The following is a 19,973-nucleotide window of genomic DNA, read 5'->3' as shown; positions in this document are numbered from 1 at the left end:
GTTCCCGCAGGTCTCCCCGCGGAGAGCGGCGACGCGATACCGTGGCGTTCCTTTTCCCCACATGATCCTCGTGGCCGCCCTGGAGGTTCCGTGGTACAGGCGTACATCCTGATCCAGACGGAGGTCGGCAAGGCGTCGACCGTCGCCGAGACGATCAGCAAGATCCCTGGAGTCATCCAGGCCGAGGACGTGACGGGACCGTACGACGTCATCGTGCGCGCCCAGGCCGACACCGTCGACGACCTCGGCCGCATGGTGGTCGCCAAGGTCCAGCAAGTGGACGGCATCACCCGCACCCTGACCTGTCCGGTCGTGCATCTGTAGCCCCCGTCTACCCTTGGCCGGTGAACATCTTCCGTCACCGGCCGCTCGCCCTGCTCGCGCCCGCGCTGCTGATCGCGGTCGCGGGCTGCTCCTCAGCAGACGACAGCGCCACCGTGGCGGTTCCCAGCCCCGACGCGAGGACGGCGGCGGTGTGCCGGGATCTGCACCGGGTGCTGCCGCAGAAGCTCGACGGGCGACGCCGCGACGACCCCACACCCCGGTCCGCCTACACGGCGGGCTGGGGAAACCCGGCGATCATACTGCGCTGCGGTGTCGTACGGCCGCCGAAGATGATCGACCCGAAGGTGGCCGAGGGCGGTGACCCCGACGCGATCGCGGGCGGCGTGAACGGCGTCGACTGGCTGATGGAGAAGCAGGGTGACGGCACCTGGCGCTTCACCACCGCGGGCCGTGTGGCGTACGTGCAGATCAGCCTGCCCGCGGGGATGTCCGCGCAGGACGAGGGCTCCGCGATCCTCACCGATCTCGCCCCGGCCGTGAAGAAGGCGATCCCCAAGGGGATCGCCTCCATGCGGGGATGACCGACCGGCTGCTCAGCGCAGCCCGGTCGGGCGCCGCAACGCGGCCTGCACCAGGCGGTCGATCAGCTCCGGGTAGCTGACGCCGCTGGCCTGCCACATCTGCGGGTACATCGAGATCGGCGTGAAGCCGGGCAGGGTGTTGACCTCGTTGATCACGAACTCGCCGTCCTCGGTGAGGAAGAAGTCCGCGCGGACCAGGCCCTCGCAGGACACGGCCTCGAAGGCCTGCACGGCGAGCTCCCGCACCTCGTCGGTCTGCTCCTCGGTGAGCGGCGCGGGGACGATGCCGGGCGTGGAGTCGATGTACTTGGCCTCGAAGTCGTAGTACGCGTGCGTGTCGGGCGCCGGGATCTCGGCCGGCACGGAGGCGCGCGGCCCGTCCTCGAACTCCAGGACACCGCACTCGATCTCGCGGCCCCGCACGGCGGCCTCGACGAGGATCTTCGGGTCGTGGGCCTGCGCGGCGGCGATCGCCTCGTCCAGGCCGGAGAGGTCGTCGACCTTGGTGATGCCGATGGACGAGCCCGCGCGCGCGGGCTTCACGAACAGCGGCCAGCCGTGCTCGCCGGCGAAGTCGATGATCTTCTTGCGGGCGGCGGACTCGTCCCGCTCCCACTCGCGCGGCCGGATCACCACGTAGGGGCCGACCTTGAGCCCGTAGGAGGTGAAGATCCGCTTCATGTACTCCTTGTCCTGGCCGACGGCCGAGGCGAGCACACCGGCGCCCACGTACGGCACCCCGGACAGCTCCAGCAGGCCCTGGAGGGTGCCGTCCTCGCCGTACGGGCCGTGCAGCACCGGGAAGACGACGTCGACCTCGCCGAGCGCCTTGGGCACCGCGCCGGGCTCGCTGTAGACGACCTCGCGGCTGGCCGGGTCGACCGGGAGCACCACGCCACCGTCGGCGGACTCCGCCAGTTCCTCGACGGCGGGCAGGCGGCGGTCGGTGATGGCCATCCGCTCCGGCTCGTCGGCGGTGAGCACCCAACGGCCCTCCCGCGTGATGCCGATCGGCAGGACGTCGTACTTCGACCGGTCGATGGCCTTGAGGACCGCGCCGGCGGTGACCATGGAGATCCCGTGTTCGGAGCTGCGCCCGCCGAACACGACGGCCACGCGCGGCTTGCGCGACGGCTGCTCGGGGCTGTGGGGAAGGTTCTCGGTGCTCATATCGCGTTGAGAGTACCCGTTGGTATCCCCCGAGTCAGCGCCCGCTCGGCCGCCGTGACTGCGTGTCCCCCGGGCGGTCGCTCAGCGTCGTAGACAGGCCGTTTCAGTGCCGCTCGGGCTTGGCGGTGCGCGACATCAGCTCCTTGACGGCGACCACCGGCGACTTGCCCTCGTGGACGATGGCGACGACCGTCTCGGTGAGGGGCATGTCGACACCGTGCCGGCGGGCCAGATCCAGCACGGACTCGCAGGACTTGACGCCCTCGGCGGTCTGCTTGGTGACCGCGATGGTCTCCTCGAGGGTCATGCCCTTGCCGAGGTTGGTGCCGAAGGTGTGGTTCCGGGACAGCGGCGAGGAGCAGGTCGCCACCAGGTCGCCGAGTCCGGCGAGTCCGGAGAAGGTCAGCGGGTCGGCGCCGAGGGCCATGCCGAGCCGGGTGGTCTCCGCCAGGCCGCGGGTGATGAGCGAGCCCTTGGCGTTGTCGCCGAGGCCCATGCCGTCGGCGATGCCGACCGCGAGCCCGATGACGTTCTTGACCGCGCCGCCCAGTTCGCAGCCGATGACGTCGGTGTTGGTGTACGGCCGGAAGTACGGCGTGTGGCAGGCGGCCTGCAGGCGCCGGGCGACGGCCTCGTCGGTGCAGGCGACGACGGCGGCGGCCGGCATGCGGGCGGCGATCTCCCGGGCCAGGTTGGGCCCGGTGACGACCGCGATGCGCTCGGCGCCGACCTTGGCGACGTCCTCGACGACCTCGCTCATCCGCATGGCGGAGCCGAGTTCGACGCCCTTCATCAGGGAGACGAGCACGGTGTGCGGGGCGAGCAGCGGGGCCCACTCGGCGAGGTTGGCGCGCAGGGTCTGGGAGGGGACGGCGAGGACGGTGAAGTCCGCGTCCCGCAGGGCCTCGGCGGCCTCGGAGGTGGCCCGGAGGTTCTCCGGGAGTTCGACGCCGGGCAGGTAGTCGGGGTTGGTCCGGGTCGAGTTGACGGCCTCGGCCAGCTCGGGGCGGCGGGCCCACAGGGTCACCTCGCAGCCCGCGTCGGCGAGGACCATACCGAAGGCGGTGCCCCATGAGCCGGTGCCCATGACCGCCGCCTTGACCGCCTTGCTCACTTGCCCTGCCCCTCCGGTTCCTTGCCCCTGATCTGCGCCGTCTGCGCCGTCTGCGCCTGGGTGCGGCGCCGCTGCTCGATCCGCTCGCGGCGCGGGTCGTAGCGGGTCTCGGGCGCCTTCTCGCCGCGGATCTCCTCCAGCTGGCGGGTGATGGCCGCCATGATGACCTCGGTGGCCTCCTTGAGCAGCTCCGGGGTCATCTCCTTGTCGTAGAAGCGGGAGAGGTCCACGGGCGGGCCGGCGAGCACGTGGTGCGTCTTGCGCGGGAAGAGGCTGGGCTTCTTCGCGTACGGCGGCAGCAGTTCGTTGGCGCCCCACTGGGCGACCGGGATGACCGGGCACTTGGTCTGCAGGGCCACCCGGGCGGCGCCGGTCTTGCCGGTCATGGGCCAGCCGTCCGGGTCGCGGGTCAGGGTGCCCTCGGGGTAGAAGGCGACGCACTCGCCGCGCTCCACGGCGTCGATCGCGGCGCGGAAGGCGCTCAGCGCGTCGGTGGACTCCCGGTAGACGGGGATCTGTCCGGTGCCGCGCATGGCGGCGCCGACGAATCCCTTCTTGAAAAGCCCGCTCTTCGCCAGGAATCGCGGAACCCGTCCGGTGTTGTACTGATAGTGCGCGTACGCGAAGGGGTCCACGTGGGAATTGTGGTTCACCACGGTGATAAATCCGCCCTCGGCCGGAATGTGCTCCATTCCACGCCAGTCCCGCTTGATCAGAACCACCAGCGGCGGTTTGCAGATCACCGCGGCGAAGCGGTACCAGAAGCCGATTCTGCGGCGGGGCACAAGGACACCTTCCTCTAGGGCTGTCACCCCGGCGGGGGGCCGCACAAGTGTCGCTCCGAGCCGCCGGTCTGTCGAGGACACCGTACGCCCCGAGGGTCGAACGGCCTCAGGGCCCGGGGACAATGATCGTGACGAGTAAGGGACGGTACGCCGGTGCAGTGGACCTTGGTCATCCCCCTGAAACCCCTGTCCCGGGCCAAGAGCAGGCTCTCGGACACCGCGGCGGACGGCGTGCGGCCGGGGCTGGCCCTGGCGTTCGCGCAGGACACGGTGAGCGCGGCGCTGGCGTGCGGAGCGGTGGCGGATGTGGCAGTCGTCACGGACGACGAGCTGGCAGCGCGCGAGCTGGCGGCGCTGGGCGCGCGGATCGTCCCGGACGCGCCGGCGAACGGTCTGAACGCCGCCCTGGCGCACGGGGCGGCGGTCGTACGGGAATCGCGTCCGCGCGCGCCCGTCGCGGCCCTGAACGCGGATCTGCCCGCACTGCGTCCGGCGGAACTGGCCGTCGTGCTGAGCGCGGCGGCGCATTTCACGCGGGCGTTTCTCGCGGATGCGGCGGGGGTTGGCACGACCTTGCTGGCCGCGGGGCCGGAGGGGGAATTGCAGCCGGATTTCGGGGCGGATTCCCGCTCCCGGCACCGGGCCTCCGGGGCGACGGAACTGTTGTTGTCCGGCGTCGATTCGGTACGGCAGGACGTGGACACCGGCGACGATCTGCGGGCGGCGCTGGCGCTGGGCGTCGGACCGTACACGGCGGCGGTGTCGGCGGGGTTGCTGAGCGCCCCGTAAGGGGCGCGGGGCCGTGCCGATATACGGCTCCGCCGCGTGGGCGCGATCAGCCGCGACCACTACGCTGCTGCCATGCAAGCCACCGCATACACGTACGACCCCGAAACCCGCAGCGGGCAGGTGCTGCTCGACGACGGCACCCCCGTGCCCTTCGACGCCGCGGCGTTCGACAAGGGCGGCCTGCGACTGCTGCGTCCCGGGCAGCGCGTGCGGATCGAGACCGAGGGGCAGGGAGACGCCCTGCGGATCACTCTCGTAACCCTTCAAACGCTGTAACCGCCCTTACACACGCCGCGGGCCGGACTCCCCAAAGGAGTCCGGCCCGGCGCGTGAGTGCCTCGGCGTCCTTACGACGTCGCCTTGCGTGCAGTGGCCTTCTTGGCGGTGGTCTTGCGGGCCGTCGACTTCTTGGCCGGGGCCTTCTTCGCGGTGACCTTCTTCGCCGGGGCCTTCTTGGCCGTCGCCTTCTTGGCGGTGGTCTTCTTCGCGGCGGTGGTCTTGGCGGTCGCCGTGGTCTTCTTGGCGGGCGCCTTCTTCGCCGTCGTCTTCTTCGCGGCGGCCGTCGTCTTCTTGGCGGTCGTCTTCTTCGCGGTGGTCTTCGCCGCGCCCGTCTTCTTGGCGGCGGCCTTCTTGCCCGCGGCCTTGGCGATGGTGGGCGGCGGGCCGGACAGGCTGCCCTTGGGCGCCTTCTTGACGGCGACCTCGCCACCGCGCGGCAGCTTCTTCGAGCCGCTCACCAGGTCCTTGAACCCCTGGCCGGCGCGGAACCGCGGCACGGAGGTCTTCTTGACCCGAACCCGCTCGCCCGTCTGAGGGTTGCGGGCGTAGCGGGCGGGGCGGTCCACCTTCTCGAAGGACCCGAAGCCGGTGACCGAGACCCGCTCGCCCGCGACGACCGCGCGGACGATGGCGTCCAGGACATGATCGACAGCGTCGGCGGCCTGCTGGCGGCCACCCAGCTTGTCGGCAATCGCTTCTACGAGCTGCGCCTTGTTCACGTCTTCCCCTTCGGAGACATCGCCAGAACGAAAGTGTTCAAGCTTTTTCGCACGTTAGGCAGATATATACCGCAAATCAAACACGAAACGGGCTTATCACCCTTGTGCCGCAGCGGACTCGGCGATCTCGGGCGGTTCAGCGGTCCTCGTCGGGGATCCGACCCTCGTCGAGGTCCGCGTTGAACCGCTCGAGCCGCCTTGCCGCAGCGGCGAGATCGTGCTTGGCCGCGGCCGTAATGACCAGCAGCTTCCGGGTCAGCGCCATCCGTACGCCCTCCGGGACTTGCAGTGCGCGCACCCTTGCGTGCGCTTCCTTGAGTTGGTTCGCGACCGCCGTATAGAGCTGGAGTTGGCCGTCGTGTCCCATGCACAGATTGTGCCATCTGGGGCGAGTTGTCGCCTGCGCAGGGGGCAACTCCCGCCTCTCATGGCCTTCCAGGCACTTGCGAAGGACGCGGTCCCAGCACTCACGTACCCAGGCAACCACCGTCGTAACGTGGCAAGTTGAGGGCCGGGCGAGAAGATCAGGGGGCCGTTCGGGTGCAGACACGGCCGTACCCCCGATCGTGGCGATCGGGGGTACGGAGGGGGTGTTGAGGTGGCCGAAACGCGACCCGTCGGCGGGGTGGATCAGACCTGGAGCGTCCTCGGCTTGTACGACGGCCGCTTGGCCTCGTAGGCGGCGATGTCGGGCTCGTTCCGCAGCGTGATCGAGATGTCGTCCAGGCCGTTCAGCAGCCGCCAGCGGGAGTTCTCGTCCAGCTCGAAGGCGGCGGTGATGCCCTCGGCGCGCACCTCACGAGCCTCAAGGTCCACAGTGACCTCAGCAGTGGGGTCCTGTTCCGTGAGTTCCCACAGGGCTTCCACGATCTTCTGGTCCAGCACGACCGTGAGCAGGCCGTTCTTCAGCGAGTTGCCCCGGAAGATGTCGGCGAAGCGGGAGGAGATCACGGCTTTGAAGCCGTAGTTCTGCAGCGCCCAGACGGCGTGCTCGCGGGAGGAGCCGGTGCCGAAGTCGGGGCCCGCGACCAGGACGGTCGCGCCCTGCCGCTCGGGGCGGTTGAGGATGAACTCGGGGTCCTTGCGCCAGGCCTCGAACAGCCCGTCCTCGAACCCGTCGCGCGTGACCTTCTTGAGCCAGTGAGCAGGGATGATCTGGTCGGTGTCGACGTTGGAGCGGCGCAGCGGGACGGCCCGGCCGGTGTGCGTGGTGAATGCTTCCATGACTGATCAGACTCCAGCGGGCACAGAGGTGTCGGACAGGTCGGCCGGGGAGGCCAGGTGGCCCAGGACGGCGGTGGCCGCCGCGACCTGCGGCGACACCAGGTGGGTACGGCCGCCCTTGCCCTGCCGGCCCTCGAAGTTGCGGTTGGAGGTGGACGCGGAGCGCTCACCCGGGGCCAGCTGGTCGGGGTTCATGCCCAGGCACATCGAGCAGCCCGCGTGCCGCCATTCGGCGCCGGCCTCCTTGAAGACCACGTCCAGGCCCTCGGAGACGGCCTGCAGACCCACCCGCGCGGAGCCCGGGACGACCAGCATCCGTACGCCGTCGGCGACTTTGCGGCCCCGCAGCAGCTCCGCGGCGGCCCGCAGGTCCTCGATGCGGCCGTTGGTGCAGGAGCCTACGAAGACGGTGTCCACCTTGATGGAGCGCAGCGGCTGCCCGGCCTCCAACCCCATGTACTCCAGGGCCTTTTCGGCGGCGAAGCGCTCCGAAGCGTCTTCGTACGAAGCGGGGTCGGGGACGGACGCCGAAAGCGGCGCGCCCTGGCCGGGGTTGGTGCCCCAGGTGACGAACGGCGACAGCTCGTCGGCGTTGATCACGACCTCGGCGTCGAACTCGGCGTCGTCGTCCGTCCTCAGCGTCTTCCAGTACGCGACGGCCGCGTCCCAGTCGGCGCCCTCGGGGGCGTGCGGGCGGCCCTTGAGGTACTCGAAGGTGGTCTCGTCGGGGGCGATCATGCCCGCGCGGGCGCCGGCCTCGATCGACATGTTGCAGATGGTCATCCGGGCCTCCATCGAGAGCTTCTCGATGGCGGAGCCGCGGTACTCCAGCACATAGCCCTGGCCGCCGCCGGTGCCGATCCTGGCGATGATGGCCAGGATCAGGTCCTTGGCGGTGACGCCGTCGGGCAGCTCGCCCTCGACCGTGATGGCCATGGTCTTGGGGCGGGCCATCGGCAGCGTCTGGGTGGCCAGCACGTGCTCGACCTGGGAGGTGCCGATGCCGAACGCCAGCGCGCCGAACGCGCCGTGCGTGGAGGTGTGCGAGTCGCCGCAGACGACCGTCGTGCCGGGCTGGGTCAGGCCCAGCTGCGGGCCGACCACGTGCACGACGCCCTGCTCGACGTCGCCCAGCGGGTGCAGGCGCACGCCGAACTCGGCGCAGTTCTTGCGCAGGGTCTCCAGCTGGGCCCGGGAGACCGGGTCGGCGATGGGCTTGTCGATGTCGAGGGTCGGGGTGTTGTGGTCCTCGGTGGCGATGGTGAGGTCGAGGCGGCGGACCGTGCGGCCGTTCTTGCGCAGCCCGTCGAAGGCCTGCGGGCTGGTCACCTCGTGCAGCAGGTGCAGATCGATGTAGAGGAGGTCGGGCTCGCCCTCGGCGCGCCGGACGACGTGGTCGTCCCAGACCTTCTCCGCGAGTGTCCTACCCATCGCTTTCCCTCCGGCCGGCATACGTCCACCGGCCCAACTAGAGATCCTGGGGATGCGGCGACTGCCCTTGAGGGGCCCCTGAAAGTCGTGATTCCGGGCGTCCACCGCCGGGCCCGTTGGTCCGCGGGCCGCTGTGTGATTCAAGAGTGGCGCGTTCCACGGAAAATTGAACTTGCGTTTCACAGAGTGAGACGCGAGTATCGTTGCATGGACAACAGTAGCGGCGTCGGCGTTCTGGACAAGGCGGCCCTCGTCCTGAGCGCTCTGGAGTCCGGTCCGGCCACCCTCGCGGGTCTGGTCGGCGCCACCGGACTGGCACGACCCACGGCTCACCGCCTGGCCGTGGCCCTGGAACACCACCGCATGGTGGCACGCGACATGCAGGGCCGTTTCATCCTCGGCCCGCGCCTTGCGGAACTGGCGGCGGCGGCCGGCGAGGACCGCCTGCTCGCGACGGCGGGCCCCGTGCTCACCCACCTCCGCGATGTCACCGGCGAGAGCGCACAGCTCTACCGTCGCCAGGGTGACATGCGGATCTGTGTGGCCGCGGCGGAACGCCTGTCCGGCCTTCGGGACACCGTCCCGGTCGGGTCCACGCTCACGATGAAGGCCGGCTCCTCGGCGCAGATCCTGCTCGCCTGGGAGGAGCCCGAGCGCCTGCACCGCGGTCTGCAGGGCGCCCGCTTCACGGCGACGGCCCTGTCGGGCGTACGGCGGCGCGGCTGGGCCCAGTCCATCGGCGAGCGGGAGCCGGGCGTCGCCTCCGTCTCCGCGCCGGTGCGCGGCCCCTCCAACCGCGTGGTGGCCGCCGTGTCGGTCTCCGGCCCGATCGAGCGCCTGACCCGCCACCCCGGCCGTATGCACGCCCAGGCGGTCATCGACGCCGCGGCCCGCCTCTCGGAGGCCCTGCGCCGCTCGGGCTGACCCGGCCCGCCGGGAACGCCGAGGAGGGCCTGCCTCAACGCCGCGGCAGGCCCTCCTCGCTCCCCCGGCCCCCCGTCAGGCGGCCTTCTCCCCCACCGGCGCCTGCTGCGACCGATGAGCGAACCGGTCCTTCGCGTACCGGCCCCTCCGCTCCAGCGGGATCTGTCCGTGCGCGGCGGCCAGCCCGAACGCCGGCATGTCGCCGTAGATCGCCTCGTAGGACCCCTCCGGCACGACGTAGGTCTCGTGCCAGATCCCGACCTGCCCGCGCAGCTTGCCGGTCCGCTCCAGGCGGTTGAGGCGCGCCCAGGCCGTGTGGTGGAAGGCGTCCGGCGCGGTCGCGTAGCCGTACAGCTTGTCCTTGGACTCCCAGTACTGCACGACGTAGTACGTCCGCGGCGACGCCGTCAGCAGCACGTGGCTCAGCAGCCCGCGCTCCGGTTCCTTCCGCAGGTCACGCAGCATGCGGAGCATCCCGAGCATCACCGGCAGCCACAGGTGCGCCGCCCAGAAGCGGTTGATGCGCATGCCGATCAGCAGGACGACGACCTCGCCCTGCGCGTCGGCGGTCGTACGGGTCACCATGAGCGCGTCCCCCCGGTTGGTGAGCGGAGCTATCCAATGGGCGATGCTTGGATAGTGCCGTTATCCGAGAAGGAGCGCAAGAGATGCGGCTGGCGGAGTTGAGCGGGCGCAGCGGTGTGTCCACCGCGACGATCAAGTACTACCTGCGCGAAGGGCTGTTGCCGCCGGGCCGCCAGATCAACACGACGACGGCCGAGTACGGCGAGGAGCATCTGCGCCGGCTGCGGCTGGTGCGGGCGATGATCCAGGTCGGCGGGCTCCCCGTGGCCAGGGTCCGGGAGGTGCTGCGCCATGTCGACGACGACTCCCTGGGCCGCACGATCCGGCTGGGCGCGGCCCTGTGGGCGCTGCCGCAGGTGCCGGAACCGGACGAGGAGGACGCGTTCGCGCGGGCGGCCCACCAGGAGGTGGACCGGCTGCTGGACGAGCTGGGCTGGACGAACGCGAAGCTGCTGACGACGGTCTCGCCCGCGTACCGCTCCCTGGTGGTGGCGGTGGCCGCGTTCCGCCGGCTCGGGTACGAGTGGGGGCACGAACTGCTCGCGTCCTACGCCCACTTGATGCACGAGGTGGCCAAACTCGACCTGGACTTCGTGGAGACGTATCCGTCGGAGGCGGAGAAGGTGGAGACGGCGGTGCTCGGTGCGGTGCTGACCGAGCCGATGCTGCAGGCGCTGCGCCGGCTGGCCCAGGAGGAGGAGTCGGCACGGCGGTACGGCTTCGAGTGAACCGCCGGTACGGCGCCGAGCGGACCCGGATACGGCGAAGGCCCTTCGCCGTAGCGAAGGGCCTTGCGTGACGTACCCCCGACCGGATTCGAACCGGCGCTACCGCCTTGAGAGGGCGGCGTGCTAGGCCGCTACACAACGGGGGCGTGGACGCTGCGTTTCCGCAGGTCCGAGCTGGTCTACCTGGACTCGAACCAAGACTAACTGAACCAGAATCAGTCGTGCTGCCAATTACACCATAGACCAATGATGGTTTAGACCAGTCAGTACCCCCGACCGGATTCGAACCGGCGCTACCGCCTTGAGAGGGCGGCGTGCTAGGCCGCTACACAACGGGGGCCCTAGCGATCCCGACAAGATCGGAATCAGTACCCCCGACCGGATTCGAACCGGCGCTACTGCCTTGAGAGGGCAGCGTGCTAGGCCGCTACACAACGGGGGCTTTGCAGATAAGCTCTGCGAGCTGGCCTACCTGGACTCGAACCAAGACTAACTGAACCAGAATCAGTCGTGCTGCCAATTACACCATAGGCCACTGGAACTCAAGCCCCCTGCGGGGTCTCGTTCTAGCTTGCTCCTCGGGGCTCCGGCCTTCCGGCCTGCTCCCCTCGGCGCAGGAAGAACATTACCCGAAGGTGGACGGGGCTCCAAAACGGGTATCCGCGCGGACGAGCGCCGGGAGTTCGGCGAGGGACGAGATCCGGTGCGCCACGGCCTCTCCCGCGCCGCTGACCGTGGCGGTTCCGCGATCGATCCACACGGACAGCAGCCCGGCCTCGGCGGCGCCCCGCCCGTCGATCTCCGGGTGGTCGCCGACGTACGCCACCTCGTGCGGCGGCAGCTGAAGCGCCTCGCAGACCGCCAGGAAGGCGCCGGCCTGAGGCTTGGAGACGCCCAGCTCGGCGGCGCACAGCACGGCCTCGAAGCGGTCGAGCAGGCCGAGGGTGCGCAGCTTGTGCTCCTGGACGGCGATGCTGGAGTTGGACAGCACCGCGTGCCGGTGGCTGGCGGAGAGGGCCTCCAGGGCGGGCAGGACGTCCGGGAAGACGCTCCAGGCGGCCTCGTAGTGCCCGAGGTAGCGATGGAACCAGGCGTCGGCCTCCGCGTCGGTCAGCGCGGCCTCGCCGAGGAACACCCGCACCCGGTCGCGCCGCTGCCCCTCGAAGCCGATCTCCCCCGCCGAGAACCGGGCCCACTGTGCGTCGGTGATCTCCCGCCACCGGGCGAGGGCCTGCTCCGCGGTCGCGTACCCGGCGAGCAGCCCTTCCGCGGCCAGATGCGCCCGCATGCCCTCCCGGTCGGCGCTCGTGTAGTCGAACAGCGTGTCGTCCACGTCCCAGACCACGGCTCTGATCGTCATACCGCTGACGGTACCGCCGAACGGCCGCCAGACTGTGGCCATGACCGAGCACCGAGTCCAGTTCACCGTCGAGGCCCGCGCCGCGTACGACACCCTGCCCGCGGAGCGCCGGGCCGGGCTGGACAAGGCCGTGCGGGTACTGGCCCGCGACCCATTTCGGAAGCACTCGACGGCGCCACTCGGCCCGGACGAGCACTTGCGCAGGGCGTACATCGCCCCAGGCGTCAGGCTGGAGTACACGGTGGCCGGCGCGATCATGGTCATCGTCGTGCTGGAGATCTTCGACGAGAGTGCCTCTCTGATCGACGAAGCCGACGCTCAGTGACCAACGCAACAGGGGCGGCACCCGGAAGACACCGGGTGCCGCCCCTGGCGTATGCGTCGGTTATGCGCTCAGCCTGGTCAGGGCCGCGTCGAGCCTGGTCAGGGTCTTTTCCTTGCCCAGGACCTCGAGGGACTCGAAGAGGGGCAGGCCGACGGTGCGGCCGGTGACGGCGACGCGGACCGGGGCCTGGGCCTTGCCGAGCTTGAGGCCGTGGGCCTCGCCGGCGGCCAGGACGGCCTCCTTCAGGGACTCCGCGGAGGTCCAGTCGGCCGACTCCAGCTTCTCCTTCGCCGTGCGGAGCAGGGCGTCGCTGCCCTCCTTCATCGCCTTCGTCCACGACGCCTCGTCGAAGACCGGCTCGGGCAGGAAGAGGAAGTCGACGTTGTCGGTGATCTCCGACAGCACCTTCAGCCGGGTCTGGGCGTGCGGGGCGATCGCCTGCCACTTCGCCTCGTCGAAGTCCTCCGGCGCCCAGGGCGCGAAGGGGGCCTTCAGCCAGGGGCGGCAGCGCTCGGTGAAGTCCTTCACCTCCAGCATGCGGATGTGGTCGCCGTTGATCGCCTCGCACTTCTTCAGGTCGAAGCGCGCCGGGTTGGGGTTCACGTCGGAGATGTCGAAGGCGGCGACCATCTCGTCGATCGTGAAGATGTCCTGGTCCGCGGAGAGCGACCAGCCCAGCAGCGACAGGTAGTTGAGCAGGCCCTCGGGCAGGAAGCCCCGCTCGCGGTAGAGGTTCAGCGACGACTGCGGGTCGCGCTTGGACAGCTTCTTGTTGCCCTCGCCCATCACGTACGGCAGGTGGCCGAACCGCGGGACCTGCTGGGCGATGCCCAGCTCGGTCAGCGCCTTGTAGAGCGCGATCTGGCGCGGGGTGGAGGACAGCAGGTCCTCGCCGCGCAGCACGTGGGTGATCTCCATCAGCGCGTCGTCGACCGGGTTGACCAGCGTGTACAGCGGGGCGCCGTTGGCGCGCACGATGCCGTAGTCCGGCACGTTCTCCGGCGTGAAGGTCAGCTCGCCGCGCACCAGGTCGGTGAAGGTGATCGTCTCGTCGGGCATCCGGAAGCGGACGATCGGGGTGCGGCCCTGGGCCTTGTACTCCTCGACCTGCTCGGCGCTCAGGTCGCGGCAGTGGCCGTCGTAGCCGGAGGGCTTGCCGGCCGCGCGGGCGGCCTCGCGGCGGGCGTCCAGCTCCTCCTGGGAGCAGTAGCAGTGGTAGGCGTAGCCGCCGTCCAGGAGCTTCCGGGCGACGTCGGCGTAGATGTCCATGCGCTGCGACTGCCGGTACGGCGCGTGCGGTCCGCCGACCTCGGGGCCCTCGTCCCAGTCGAAGCCGAGCCAGCGCATGGCGTCGAGCAGCTGCTGGTACGACTCCTCCGAGTCGCGGGCCGCGTCGGTGTCCTCGATGCGGAAGACCAGGGTGCCCTGGTGGTGCCGGGCGAACGCCCAGTTGAACAGGGCGGTGCGGACCAGGCCCACGTGCGGGTTACCGGTGGGCGAGGGGCAGAAACGGACGCGTACGGGTGAGCCGGGTGCGCTAGCCACGCTTGACAACCTTGTTGGTGAGAGTGCCGATGCCTTCGATGGTGACGGCGACCTCGTCGCCGACGTTCAGGGGGCCGACCCCCGCGGGGGTGCCGGTGAGGATGACGTCGCCGGGCAGCAGGGTCATGGCCTCGGAGATGTTGACGACCAGGTCCTCGATGGGGTGGATCATCTCGCTGGTGCGGCCCAGCTGGCGCTGCTGTCCGTTGACCGTCAGCTGGACGGTCAGGTCGTTCGCGCGCTGGAGGTCGAGGTCCGTCTCCACCCAGGGGCCGAGCGGGCAGGAGGTGTCGAAGCCCTTGGCCCGGGCCCACTGCTTCTCGCGCTTCTGCACGTCGCGGGCGGTGATGTCGTTGGCGCAGGTGTAGCTGAAGATCACGTCCTTGACGCGCTCGCGCGGCACCTCGCGGCACATGCGGCCGATCACGACGGCCAGCTCGGCCTCATGGTGCAGCTCCTCGGAGAAGGGCGGGTACTGGATCTCGTCGCCGGGGCCGATCACCGAGGTGGAGGGCTTGAAGAAGGCGAAGGGGGTGTCCGGGACCTCGTTGCCCAGCTCGCGCGCGTGCTCGGAGTAGTTGCGGCCGAACGCCACGACCTTGTTGGGGAGCACCGGCGGAAGCAGCCTGACCTTGCTCAGCGGCACCTTCGTACCGGACAGCTCGAAGTCCGCGAACGGGATGCCCTTGATGATGTCGAGGACGAGTTCGTCCTGCTTGTCGCCCTCGACCGCGCCGAAGGCGACGTTCCCGTCGATGGAGAACCTGGCGATGCGCACGGGATCCTGCGCCCCTTGACTAGAGAACCGGCGTACTGTCGCCCCAGGTTAACCGGTCGGACCGCGCACTTCCGCCCGAAAAGGAGCGGTCATACGGGTGGGCCGCCGGTGTGCACCGGCGGCCCGTTCTCATGGGTGACAAGTGGGCGCCGCCCCCGCCGGGGGCCGGGGCGGCCCGTCGGCTACTCTGCCGAGGCCGACGCGCCGGCGGGGACGTCCACCAGCACCGTGCGCCGGGGGTTGGCCGTCTGGGCCGGGAGATCGACGGAGTGCTCCGGCAGGTCGGGGGTCTCCAGTTCGCCGGCGTCCTTCAGATGCGCCAGGGTCGTGCGACGCGGGTTGGCGATCTTGTGGAACATCATCGTCGTCTTCACGGTTGTACGAGTCCTGGTTCTGTGTCGGCGGGCTTACAGATGCGTCCCTCTTGTAAAGCGTCAGGCTAAACATCGGATTCCCCGCCGAAGGCGCCAACTGTTCACTATCTGCGTGTGAGTTTGCTCACGACCTCGCGGACAAACCGGTCAAATCTGACCGCCAATCCGCCCCAGCGAAACGGACATTGACCCCCTGAAGCCATCATTCCGCTCCTGATCATGGCGACTCAGACACTCGGGAGCCGCCGACGACTCGCAGGGGTATGTCCGTTACCTCCGGGATCGGCCTCCACGGCTGGTGACGCGGCACTCACAGCCCGTCACGTAGGTCACAGCTAGGGGCACGGCCCTTGTTGGAGATCCGGCACTGTGCTGGAATTCCACGGACCGCCGCGGGATCGAGCCGGCGCACAGGGGGCGCGAAGCCGCGCCGAGTGGCGGGCGAGACAGGGGGAACGCGCCGGTCACTCAAGACCATCGGGGGGCGTATTCAGGGCGCTCTCCACAACGCCGACACCGTGTCCCTCCGTTCACGCGGGGGGGTGCCTGGTCCAGAGGTTGCGACGCTAGTGCAGGGACGTTTCAAGAGGGATGGCAGCGCTTCGGCGGAGCCGGAGTCGCACGACGGAACTGGCCCCATGAAGGGCAGCTCCTCGCCCCAGCACGCCCAGAACCCGGGCCTGGCCCCTTCGTCGGACGGAGGTGACCGCCCCGGACGCCCCGGTGTGTCGTCCTCGTCGACGGCCACGGCGGCCGGCGGCTCCGGCACCGCCCCCACGCCGGCCATCAAGCCCGCCAAGGGCCCCAGCGGCCCCGGCTCGCGCCTGGCCCTGCGCAACTGGCGCATCTCCACGCGCCTGGTGTCGCTGCTCGCGCTGCCCGTGGTCGCGGCGACCTCGCTGGGCGCGCTGCGCATCGACCAGAACATCACCGACATCCAGCAGCTCGACAACATGAAGCTGCTGACGGACATGACCAAGCAGGCCACCGAGCTGGCCGCCGCGCTCCAGGAGGAGCGCGACCAGTCGGCCGGCCCGCTGGCGCACGGCCTCAACGCGAGCGACTACACGGTCAAGGGCTACCGGGACAAGACCGACCGGGCCCTCGCCAACTTCGAGAACTCCACCCAGGAGATCGACGACGCCAGCAAGGGCGGCCAGCTCCAGGGCGTCCGCGACAACCTCGTCGGCATCTTCAACCAGCTCGACCAGCTGGCCAAGATCCGCAAGAGCGCGTACCAGCAGCACGGCAACTCGACCCAGACGATCGAGTCCTACCACCGGCTGATCACCCAGCTGATCGACCTGTCGCAGGACATGGCGCAGGCGTCCAGCAACCCGGAGATGATCTCGCGCACCCGCGCCCTGGCGGCCTTCTCCACCGCCAAGGAGTACGCCTCGGTGCAGCGCGCCACGATCGCCGCCGCGCTGCCCGCGACCACGACCACCAAGGGCGACCTGTCGACGAACGACCGCCTCTACGGCCAGTCGGCGTACCAGAGCGAGAACTCCGAGATCTCGATCTTCCGGAAGATCTACGCGAACAACAACGCCGAGGAACTCCTCAAGCCGATCGACGAGGGCAACCCGACGATCGAGGCCGCGGACACCTACGCCAAGCGCGTCTTCGACTCCTCCGACGGCCTGCAGAGCCTGAACGCGCGCTCCTACCGCGACTGGGTGGACGACAGCTCGACCAAGATCGAGCAGATGAAGAAGATCGAGCACACGCTGCTCGAGGAGATGGAGCAGAAGGCCCGCGAGCTGAAGAGCGCCACCCAGCGTGACGCCATCATCTCCGGTGCGCTGATCCTCCTCGTGCTCGGCGTGTCGCTGGTCGGCGCCTTCGTCGTGGCCCGGTCCATGATCCGCTCGCTGCGCCGGCTGCAGGAGACCGCGACCAAGGTCGCCCAGGACCGGCTGCCCGAGCTGGTCAAGCAGCTGTCCGAGTCGGACCCGCAGGACGTCGACACCTCCGTCGAGTCGGTCGGTGTGCACTCCAAGGACGAGATCGGCCAGGTGGCCGCGGCCTTCGACGACGTGCACCGCGAGGCGGTCCGCCTCGCCGCCGAGCAGGCCCTGCTGCGGGGCAACGTCAACGCGATGTTCACCAACCTCTCGCGCCGCTCCCAGGGTCTGATCCAGCGCCAGCTGTCGCTGATCTCCGAGCTGGAGTCCCGCGAGGCCGACCCGGACCAGCTGTCCTCGCTGTTCAAGCTCGACCACCTCGCGACGCGTATGCGCCGTAACGGTGAGAACCTCCTCGTCCTCGCCGGTGAGGAGCCCGGCCGCCGCTGGACCCGCCCGGTCCCGCTGGTCGACGTGCTGCGCGCCGCCGCCTCCGAGGTGGAGCAGTACGAGCGCATCGAGCTGGCCGCCGTACCGACGACCGAGGTCGCGGGCCGCGTCGTCAACGACCTCGTGCATCTGCTCGCCGAGCTGCTGGAGAACGCGACCTCGTTCTCCTCGCCGCAGACCAAGGTCAAGGTCACCGGTCACGCGCTGCCCGACGGCCGCGTGCTGATCGAGATCCACGACACCGGCATCGGCCTGTCCCCCGAGGACCTCGCGGCGATCAACGAGCGGCTGGCCTCGCCGCCCACCGTGGACGTCTCCGTCTCCCGCCGCATGGGCCTGTTCGTGGTCGGCCGTCTGTCGCAGCGCCACGGCATCCGCATACAGCTGCGCCCGTCCGACTCCGGTGGTACGACCGCGCTGGTCATGCTGCCCGTCGACGTGGCCCAGGGCGGCAAGAAGCCCGCTCCGGGCAAGCCGGGCGCGCCCGTCGGCAGCGGTGGCCCGGCCGCCGCGCAGGCCGCCGCCGGCGCGGCCGCGGCCCGCCGCCAGGCGGCCGGCAACAACAGCGGCGCCCCGTCCGGCGGGGGTCTGCTCGGCGCCGGTTCCGGTCCGCGCGGCCAGGTGGGCGCCGGCCAGGGTCCCCGGGCCGCGCTGCCCGGCACCGGCCAGGGCGGCCGTCCCGGCGCCCGCGGTCCGCAGGGCGGCCCCGGCGCTCCCGGCGGCCCCGGTCTCGGTGGCCCGCAGGGCCGGCCGGTGCCCGCGGGTTCCGGTGCGGGCGGCTTCGGTGGCCAGGTGCCCGGCGCCCCGCAGAACCTCCAGACCGCGAACCCGGGCGGCCCGCAGCAGGACGCCTACGGCGGCCGTGGCCCGCAGCGGCCCGGCGCCGGTTCCGACCAGGGCCGCCAGCCCCAGCTGCCGCCGCGCGGCGGCGCACGGGCCGAGCTGCCCGGCGGCGACCAGCGCACCCCGGACTGGGGCGACGCCCAGGCCCCGCTGTCGCGTGCCTCGCTGGACGCGCCGCGCGGCCACGACGAGCAGGACCCGGCGCATACCGCGCGCATGCCGCGCATCGACGACCGGCAGGGTCCGGGCTCGACCGCGGAGATACCCCGGATCGACGCCCAGGGTCCGTCCGCCACCGGCGAGTTCCCGCGTCCGGACTTCAGCAGCCCGCAGAACACCGGCCAGTTCGCCCGCCCGGACAGCCCCCAGCAGACGGGTCAGTACGCCCTCCCGGAGGGCCCGCAGCAGACGGGTCAGTACGCCCGCCCGGACGGCCCCGGTCAGACCGGCCAGTACCCGCGCCCGGCACATCCGCAGCAGACGGGGCAGTTCCAGCGGCCCGAGGCCCCGCAGCTGCCCGGCGGGTTCGAGCGGCCCGGCAACCGGCAGGACTCCGGCTCGGGTCAGTTCGTCCGCTCCGACGTCTTCGGCACGCCGGCGCCCCGCCAGGACGACCCGGCCCGCAACATCGGCCGGGACACCGGCCAGTTCGCGGCCCCGCAGGGCTTCGACGGCGGCTACGACGGCAGCTCCACCGGCCGGCACGCCCTGCCCGGACGCCAGGACCCGGCCCACACCGGCCAGTTCGAGCGTCCGCAGCCGGCCGGCCGGGACGGCTTCGGCGCCCCCCGCCCGCCCGCCCCGCAGCAGCCCCAGCACCGTGAGCCGGAGGCGCTGCCGCCGGCCACCGGCCCGGGCGACGGCCGCACTCCGCTGTACGACACGCTGGAGACCAACTGGTTCCACGGCGGTCCGCAGGCGTCGTCCGCGCCGCAGCAGCAGGCGCCGGCCCCGCAGCGCAACGCGAACGGCAACGGCAACGGCAGCGCCAACGGCAATGCCAACGGCTCCTCCACCACCGGCTCCTGGCGCACCTCGCCGAACGACGAACTCGTCCGCCAGGCCGAGCGCGTCCGGCAGCCCGCGTCGGGCGGTGTCACCACCTCCGGCCTGCCGCGCCGGGTGCCCCGGGCGAACCTCGTCCCGGGCACGGCTCAGCAGCAACAGCACCAAAGCGGTCCGCAGGTCTCGCGTGCGCCTGACGACGTGCGCGGACGGCTGACCAACCTCCGTCGGGGCATCGCTCAGGGCCGCCAGGCCGGCAGCGGCCAGACCGGCAGCTTCCCGAGCCCCACTCACCAGCAGGAGCGTTAGTTGAGAGCGATGAGCCAGGCGGCACAGAACCTGAACTGGTTGATCACCAACTTCGTGGACAACACCCCCGGGGTGTCGCACACGGTGGTGGTCTCCGCCGACGGCCTTCTGCTGGCGATGTCCGAAGGCTTTCCGCGCGACCGCGCCGACCAGCTCGCGGCCGTCGCCTCCGGCCTGACCTCGTTGACGGCCGGGGCGTCCCGGATCTTTGAGGGCGGCGACGTGGCGCAGACGGTCGTCGAGATGGAGCGCGGATTCCTCTTCCTGATGTCCGTCTCGGACGGGTCGTCCCTCGCGGTCCTGGCCCACCCCGAGTGCGACATCGGCCTTGTCGGCTACGAGATGGCACTGCTCGTCGACCGCGCAGGGGCGGTACTCACCCCGGACCTGCGCGCCGAACTGCAGGGCAGTTTGCTCCACTGAACGGCCCCGGCACCACCCACCTCACGAAAACACCGTCCGGCCGCCACAATCCCCCCACCGGCCCCTTCCGACGGCTTGACTGACCGACTTGCTGTCCCGC

21 protein-coding genes and 5 tRNA genes are annotated in these 19,973 nt (G+C 70.6%); 9 read left to right on the top strand and 17 right to left on the bottom strand.

The annotated features are described in order from the left end of the window. Positions 1 to 90: 90 nt before the first annotated feature. Together AB0950_RS20225 and AB0950_RS20220 are read left to right on the top strand one after the other, a co-directional pair. Positions 91 to 324: an Lrp/AsnC ligand binding domain-containing protein gene (locus AB0950_RS20225; RefSeq protein ID WP_003997603.1), complete on the top strand. Its 234-nt coding sequence runs from the start codon at positions 91 to 93 to the stop codon at positions 322 to 324. Between the two features lie 20 nt (positions 325 to 344). Next, positions 345 to 866: a DUF3515 domain-containing protein gene (locus AB0950_RS20220; protein WP_360152476.1), complete on the top strand. Its 522-nt coding sequence runs from the start codon at positions 345 to 347 to the stop codon at positions 864 to 866. Positions 867 to 878: 12 nt separating this feature from the next. Here AB0950_RS20220 and AB0950_RS20215 read toward each other — a convergent pair whose 3' ends face one another. The 3 genes from AB0950_RS20215 to AB0950_RS20205 form a co-directional block, all read right to left on the bottom strand. Beyond that, a complete protein-coding gene (locus tag AB0950_RS20215; protein WP_360152473.1) occupies positions 879 to 2,036 on the bottom strand; it encodes a D-alanine--D-alanine ligase family protein in 1,158 nt (385 codons plus the stop codon). A 103-nt stretch (positions 2,037 to 2,139) separates the two neighbouring features. Next, positions 2,140 to 3,150 (bottom strand): NAD(P)H-dependent glycerol-3-phosphate dehydrogenase, encoded by a 1,011-nt coding sequence (locus AB0950_RS20210; RefSeq protein ID WP_361987433.1) that lies wholly within the window; start codon positions 3,148 to 3,150, stop codon positions 2,140 to 2,142. After that, positions 3,147 to 3,935: a lysophospholipid acyltransferase family protein gene (locus AB0950_RS20205; protein ID WP_360152467.1), complete on the bottom strand. Its 789-nt coding sequence runs from the start codon at positions 3,933 to 3,935 to the stop codon at positions 3,147 to 3,149. Before AB0950_RS20205 ends, AB0950_RS20210 begins: the two co-directional genes overlap by 4 nt. Positions 3,936 to 4,088: 153 nt before the next feature. Between AB0950_RS20205 and cofC the strand changes: the two genes are divergently transcribed. Both cofC and AB0950_RS20195 read left to right on the top strand, forming a co-directional pair. Continuing rightward, positions 4,089 to 4,724 carry a 2-phospho-L-lactate guanylyltransferase gene (gene cofC / locus AB0950_RS20200; protein WP_366779111.1) on the top strand — a complete coding sequence of 212 codons (636 nt, stop codon included), beginning with the start codon at positions 4,089 to 4,091 and terminating at the stop codon, positions 4,722 to 4,724. Between the two features lie 72 nt (positions 4,725 to 4,796). Continuing rightward, positions 4,797 to 5,000 carry a hypothetical protein gene (locus AB0950_RS20195; protein WP_360152461.1) on the top strand — a complete coding sequence of 68 codons (204 nt, stop codon included), beginning with the start codon at positions 4,797 to 4,799 and terminating at the stop codon, positions 4,998 to 5,000. Between the two features lie 71 nt (positions 5,001 to 5,071). Here the strand turns inward: AB0950_RS20195 and AB0950_RS20190 are convergent, their stop codons facing one another. The 4 genes from AB0950_RS20190 to leuC form a co-directional block, all read right to left on the bottom strand. Continuing rightward, positions 5,072 to 5,722: an HU family DNA-binding protein gene (locus AB0950_RS20190; protein WP_360152458.1), complete on the bottom strand. Its 651-nt coding sequence runs from the start codon at positions 5,720 to 5,722 to the stop codon at positions 5,072 to 5,074. Between the two features lie 136 nt (positions 5,723 to 5,858). Further along, complete coding sequence (locus AB0950_RS20185) at positions 5,859 to 6,089, bottom strand: hypothetical protein (protein ID WP_330337608.1); 231 nt, start codon at positions 6,087 to 6,089, stop codon at positions 5,859 to 5,861. A gap of 263 nt (positions 6,090 to 6,352) precedes the next feature. Further along, entirely contained in the window at positions 6,353 to 6,946 is a 594-nt protein-coding gene (gene leuD / locus AB0950_RS20180; RefSeq protein ID WP_360152454.1) for a 3-isopropylmalate dehydratase small subunit, read from the bottom strand. 6 nt (positions 6,947 to 6,952) lie between these two features. Next, complete coding sequence (leuC, locus tag AB0950_RS20175) at positions 6,953 to 8,377, bottom strand: 3-isopropylmalate dehydratase large subunit (protein ID WP_360152451.1); 1,425 nt, start codon at positions 8,375 to 8,377, stop codon at positions 6,953 to 6,955. 207 nt (positions 8,378 to 8,584) lie between these two features. On the opposite strand from leuC, the gene ndgR reads away from it, so the two are divergent. Next, the gene (gene ndgR / locus AB0950_RS20170; RefSeq protein ID WP_023546516.1) at positions 8,585 to 9,301 is read left to right on the top strand and encodes an IclR family transcriptional regulator NdgR; all 717 of its coding nucleotides are present in this window, start codon (positions 8,585 to 8,587) and stop codon (positions 9,299 to 9,301) included. A gap of 75 nt (positions 9,302 to 9,376) precedes the next feature. Here ndgR and AB0950_RS20165 read toward each other — a convergent pair whose 3' ends face one another. Then, a complete protein-coding gene (locus tag AB0950_RS20165) occupies positions 9,377 to 9,886 on the bottom strand; it encodes a DUF4188 domain-containing protein (RefSeq protein ID WP_366779110.1) in 510 nt (169 codons plus the stop codon). Positions 9,887 to 9,969: 83 nt separating this feature from the next. Here AB0950_RS20165 and AB0950_RS20160 point away from each other — a divergent pair, with 83 nt between their 5' ends. Beyond that, positions 9,970 to 10,614 (top strand): MerR family transcriptional regulator, encoded by a 645-nt coding sequence (locus tag AB0950_RS20160; protein ID WP_366779109.1) that lies wholly within the window; start codon positions 9,970 to 9,972, stop codon positions 10,612 to 10,614. Positions 10,615 to 10,687: 73 nt separating this feature from the next. Here the strand turns inward: AB0950_RS20160 and AB0950_RS20155 are convergent. From AB0950_RS20155 to AB0950_RS20130, 6 genes are all read right to left on the bottom strand, one after another. Then, positions 10,688 to 10,760 (bottom strand) — tRNA-Glu (locus tag AB0950_RS20155). A gap of 28 nt (positions 10,761 to 10,788) precedes the next feature. After that, positions 10,789 to 10,860 (bottom strand) — tRNA-Gln (locus AB0950_RS20150). A gap of 21 nt (positions 10,861 to 10,881) precedes the next feature. After that, positions 10,882 to 10,954 (bottom strand) — tRNA-Glu (locus tag AB0950_RS20145). A gap of 29 nt (positions 10,955 to 10,983) precedes the next feature. Further along, positions 10,984 to 11,056, bottom strand: a tRNA-Glu gene (locus AB0950_RS20140). 21 nt (positions 11,057 to 11,077) lie between these two features. Beyond that, positions 11,078 to 11,149, bottom strand: a tRNA-Gln gene (locus tag AB0950_RS20135). A gap of 90 nt (positions 11,150 to 11,239) precedes the next feature. Further along, positions 11,240 to 11,974: an HAD family hydrolase gene (locus AB0950_RS20130; RefSeq protein WP_360152441.1), complete on the bottom strand. Its 735-nt coding sequence runs from the start codon at positions 11,972 to 11,974 to the stop codon at positions 11,240 to 11,242. 40 nt (positions 11,975 to 12,014) lie between these two features. Here AB0950_RS20130 and AB0950_RS20125 point away from each other — a divergent pair, with 40 nt between their 5' ends. Then, positions 12,015 to 12,299, top strand: coding sequence for a hypothetical protein (locus AB0950_RS20125; protein WP_360572727.1), 285 nt, complete (start codon positions 12,015 to 12,017; stop codon positions 12,297 to 12,299). A gap of 60 nt (positions 12,300 to 12,359) precedes the next feature. Here AB0950_RS20125 and gltX read toward each other — a convergent pair whose 3' ends face one another. The 3 genes from gltX to AB0950_RS20110 all read right to left on the bottom strand — a co-directional run bounded on the left by gltX (position 12,360) and on the right by AB0950_RS20110 (position 14,996). Beyond that, complete coding sequence (gene gltX, locus AB0950_RS20120; protein WP_366779108.1) at positions 12,360 to 13,844, bottom strand: glutamate--tRNA ligase; 1,485 nt, start codon at positions 13,842 to 13,844, stop codon at positions 12,360 to 12,362. After that, positions 13,837 to 14,622 (bottom strand): fumarylacetoacetate hydrolase family protein, encoded by a 786-nt coding sequence (locus AB0950_RS20115; protein ID WP_366779107.1) that lies wholly within the window; start codon positions 14,620 to 14,622, stop codon positions 13,837 to 13,839. Before AB0950_RS20115 ends, gltX begins: the two co-directional genes overlap by 8 nt. Before the next feature lie 182 nt (positions 14,623 to 14,804). Next, entirely contained in the window at positions 14,805 to 14,996 is a 192-nt protein-coding gene (locus AB0950_RS20110) for a hypothetical protein (RefSeq protein WP_360152429.1), read from the bottom strand. Between the two features lie 569 nt (positions 14,997 to 15,565). On the opposite strand from AB0950_RS20110, the gene AB0950_RS20105 reads away from it, so the two are divergent. Together AB0950_RS20105 and AB0950_RS20100 are read left to right on the top strand one after the other, a co-directional pair. Beyond that, positions 15,566 to 19,450 (top strand): nitrate- and nitrite sensing domain-containing protein, encoded by a 3,885-nt coding sequence (locus tag AB0950_RS20105; RefSeq protein WP_366779106.1) that lies wholly within the window; start codon positions 15,566 to 15,568, stop codon positions 19,448 to 19,450. Positions 19,451 to 19,459: 9 nt separating this feature from the next. Next, complete coding sequence (locus AB0950_RS20100) at positions 19,460 to 19,873, top strand: roadblock/LC7 domain-containing protein (protein ID WP_005479910.1); 414 nt, start codon at positions 19,460 to 19,462, stop codon at positions 19,871 to 19,873. Positions 19,874 to 19,973 lie beyond the last annotated feature (100 nt).

Origin of the sequence: Streptomyces sp. NPDC007189 (genome assembly GCF_040703635.1) — a bacterium.
Classification (GTDB): domain Bacteria; phylum Actinomycetota; class Actinomycetes; order Streptomycetales; family Streptomycetaceae; genus Streptomyces.
The sequence above is the reverse complement of the archived record's forward strand: the minus strand, read 5'-3'. Positions and strand labels throughout refer to the sequence as shown.

What these genes read in the sequence shown, in the direction of transcription:
- AB0950_RS20160 (WP_366779109.1), top strand. Translation starts at nt 9,970, where the DNA reads ATGCGGCTGGCGGAGTTGAGCGGGCGCAGCGGTGTGTCCACCGCGACG.
- AB0950_RS20125 (WP_360572727.1), top strand. Translation starts at nt 12,015, where the DNA reads ATGACCGAGCACCGAGTCCAGTTCACCGTCGAGGCCCGCGCCGCGTAC.
- AB0950_RS20165 (WP_366779110.1), bottom strand. Translation starts at nt 9,886, where the DNA reads ATGGTGACCCGTACGACCGCCGACGCGCAGGGCGAGGTCGTCGTCCTG.
- leuD (WP_360152454.1), bottom strand. Translation starts at nt 6,946, where the DNA reads ATGGAAGCATTCACCACGCACACCGGCCGGGCCGTCCCGCTGCGCCGC.
- AB0950_RS20100 (WP_005479910.1), top strand. Translation starts at nt 19,460, where the DNA reads ATGAGCCAGGCGGCACAGAACCTGAACTGGTTGATCACCAACTTCGTG.
- AB0950_RS20195 (WP_360152461.1), top strand. Translation starts at nt 4,797, where the DNA reads ATGCAAGCCACCGCATACACGTACGACCCCGAAACCCGCAGCGGGCAG.
- AB0950_RS20185 (WP_330337608.1), bottom strand. Translation starts at nt 6,089, where the DNA reads ATGGGACACGACGGCCAACTCCAGCTCTATACGGCGGTCGCGAACCAA.
- AB0950_RS20215 (WP_360152473.1), bottom strand. Translation starts at nt 2,036, where the DNA reads ATGAGCACCGAGAACCTTCCCCACAGCCCCGAGCAGCCGTCGCGCAAG.
- AB0950_RS20130 (WP_360152441.1), bottom strand. Translation starts at nt 11,974, where the DNA reads ATGACGATCAGAGCCGTGGTCTGGGACGTGGACGACACGCTGTTCGAC.
- ndgR (WP_023546516.1), top strand. Translation starts at nt 8,585, where the DNA reads ATGGACAACAGTAGCGGCGTCGGCGTTCTGGACAAGGCGGCCCTCGTC.
- leuC (WP_360152451.1), bottom strand. Translation starts at nt 8,377, where the DNA reads ATGGGTAGGACACTCGCGGAGAAGGTCTGGGACGACCACGTCGTCCGG.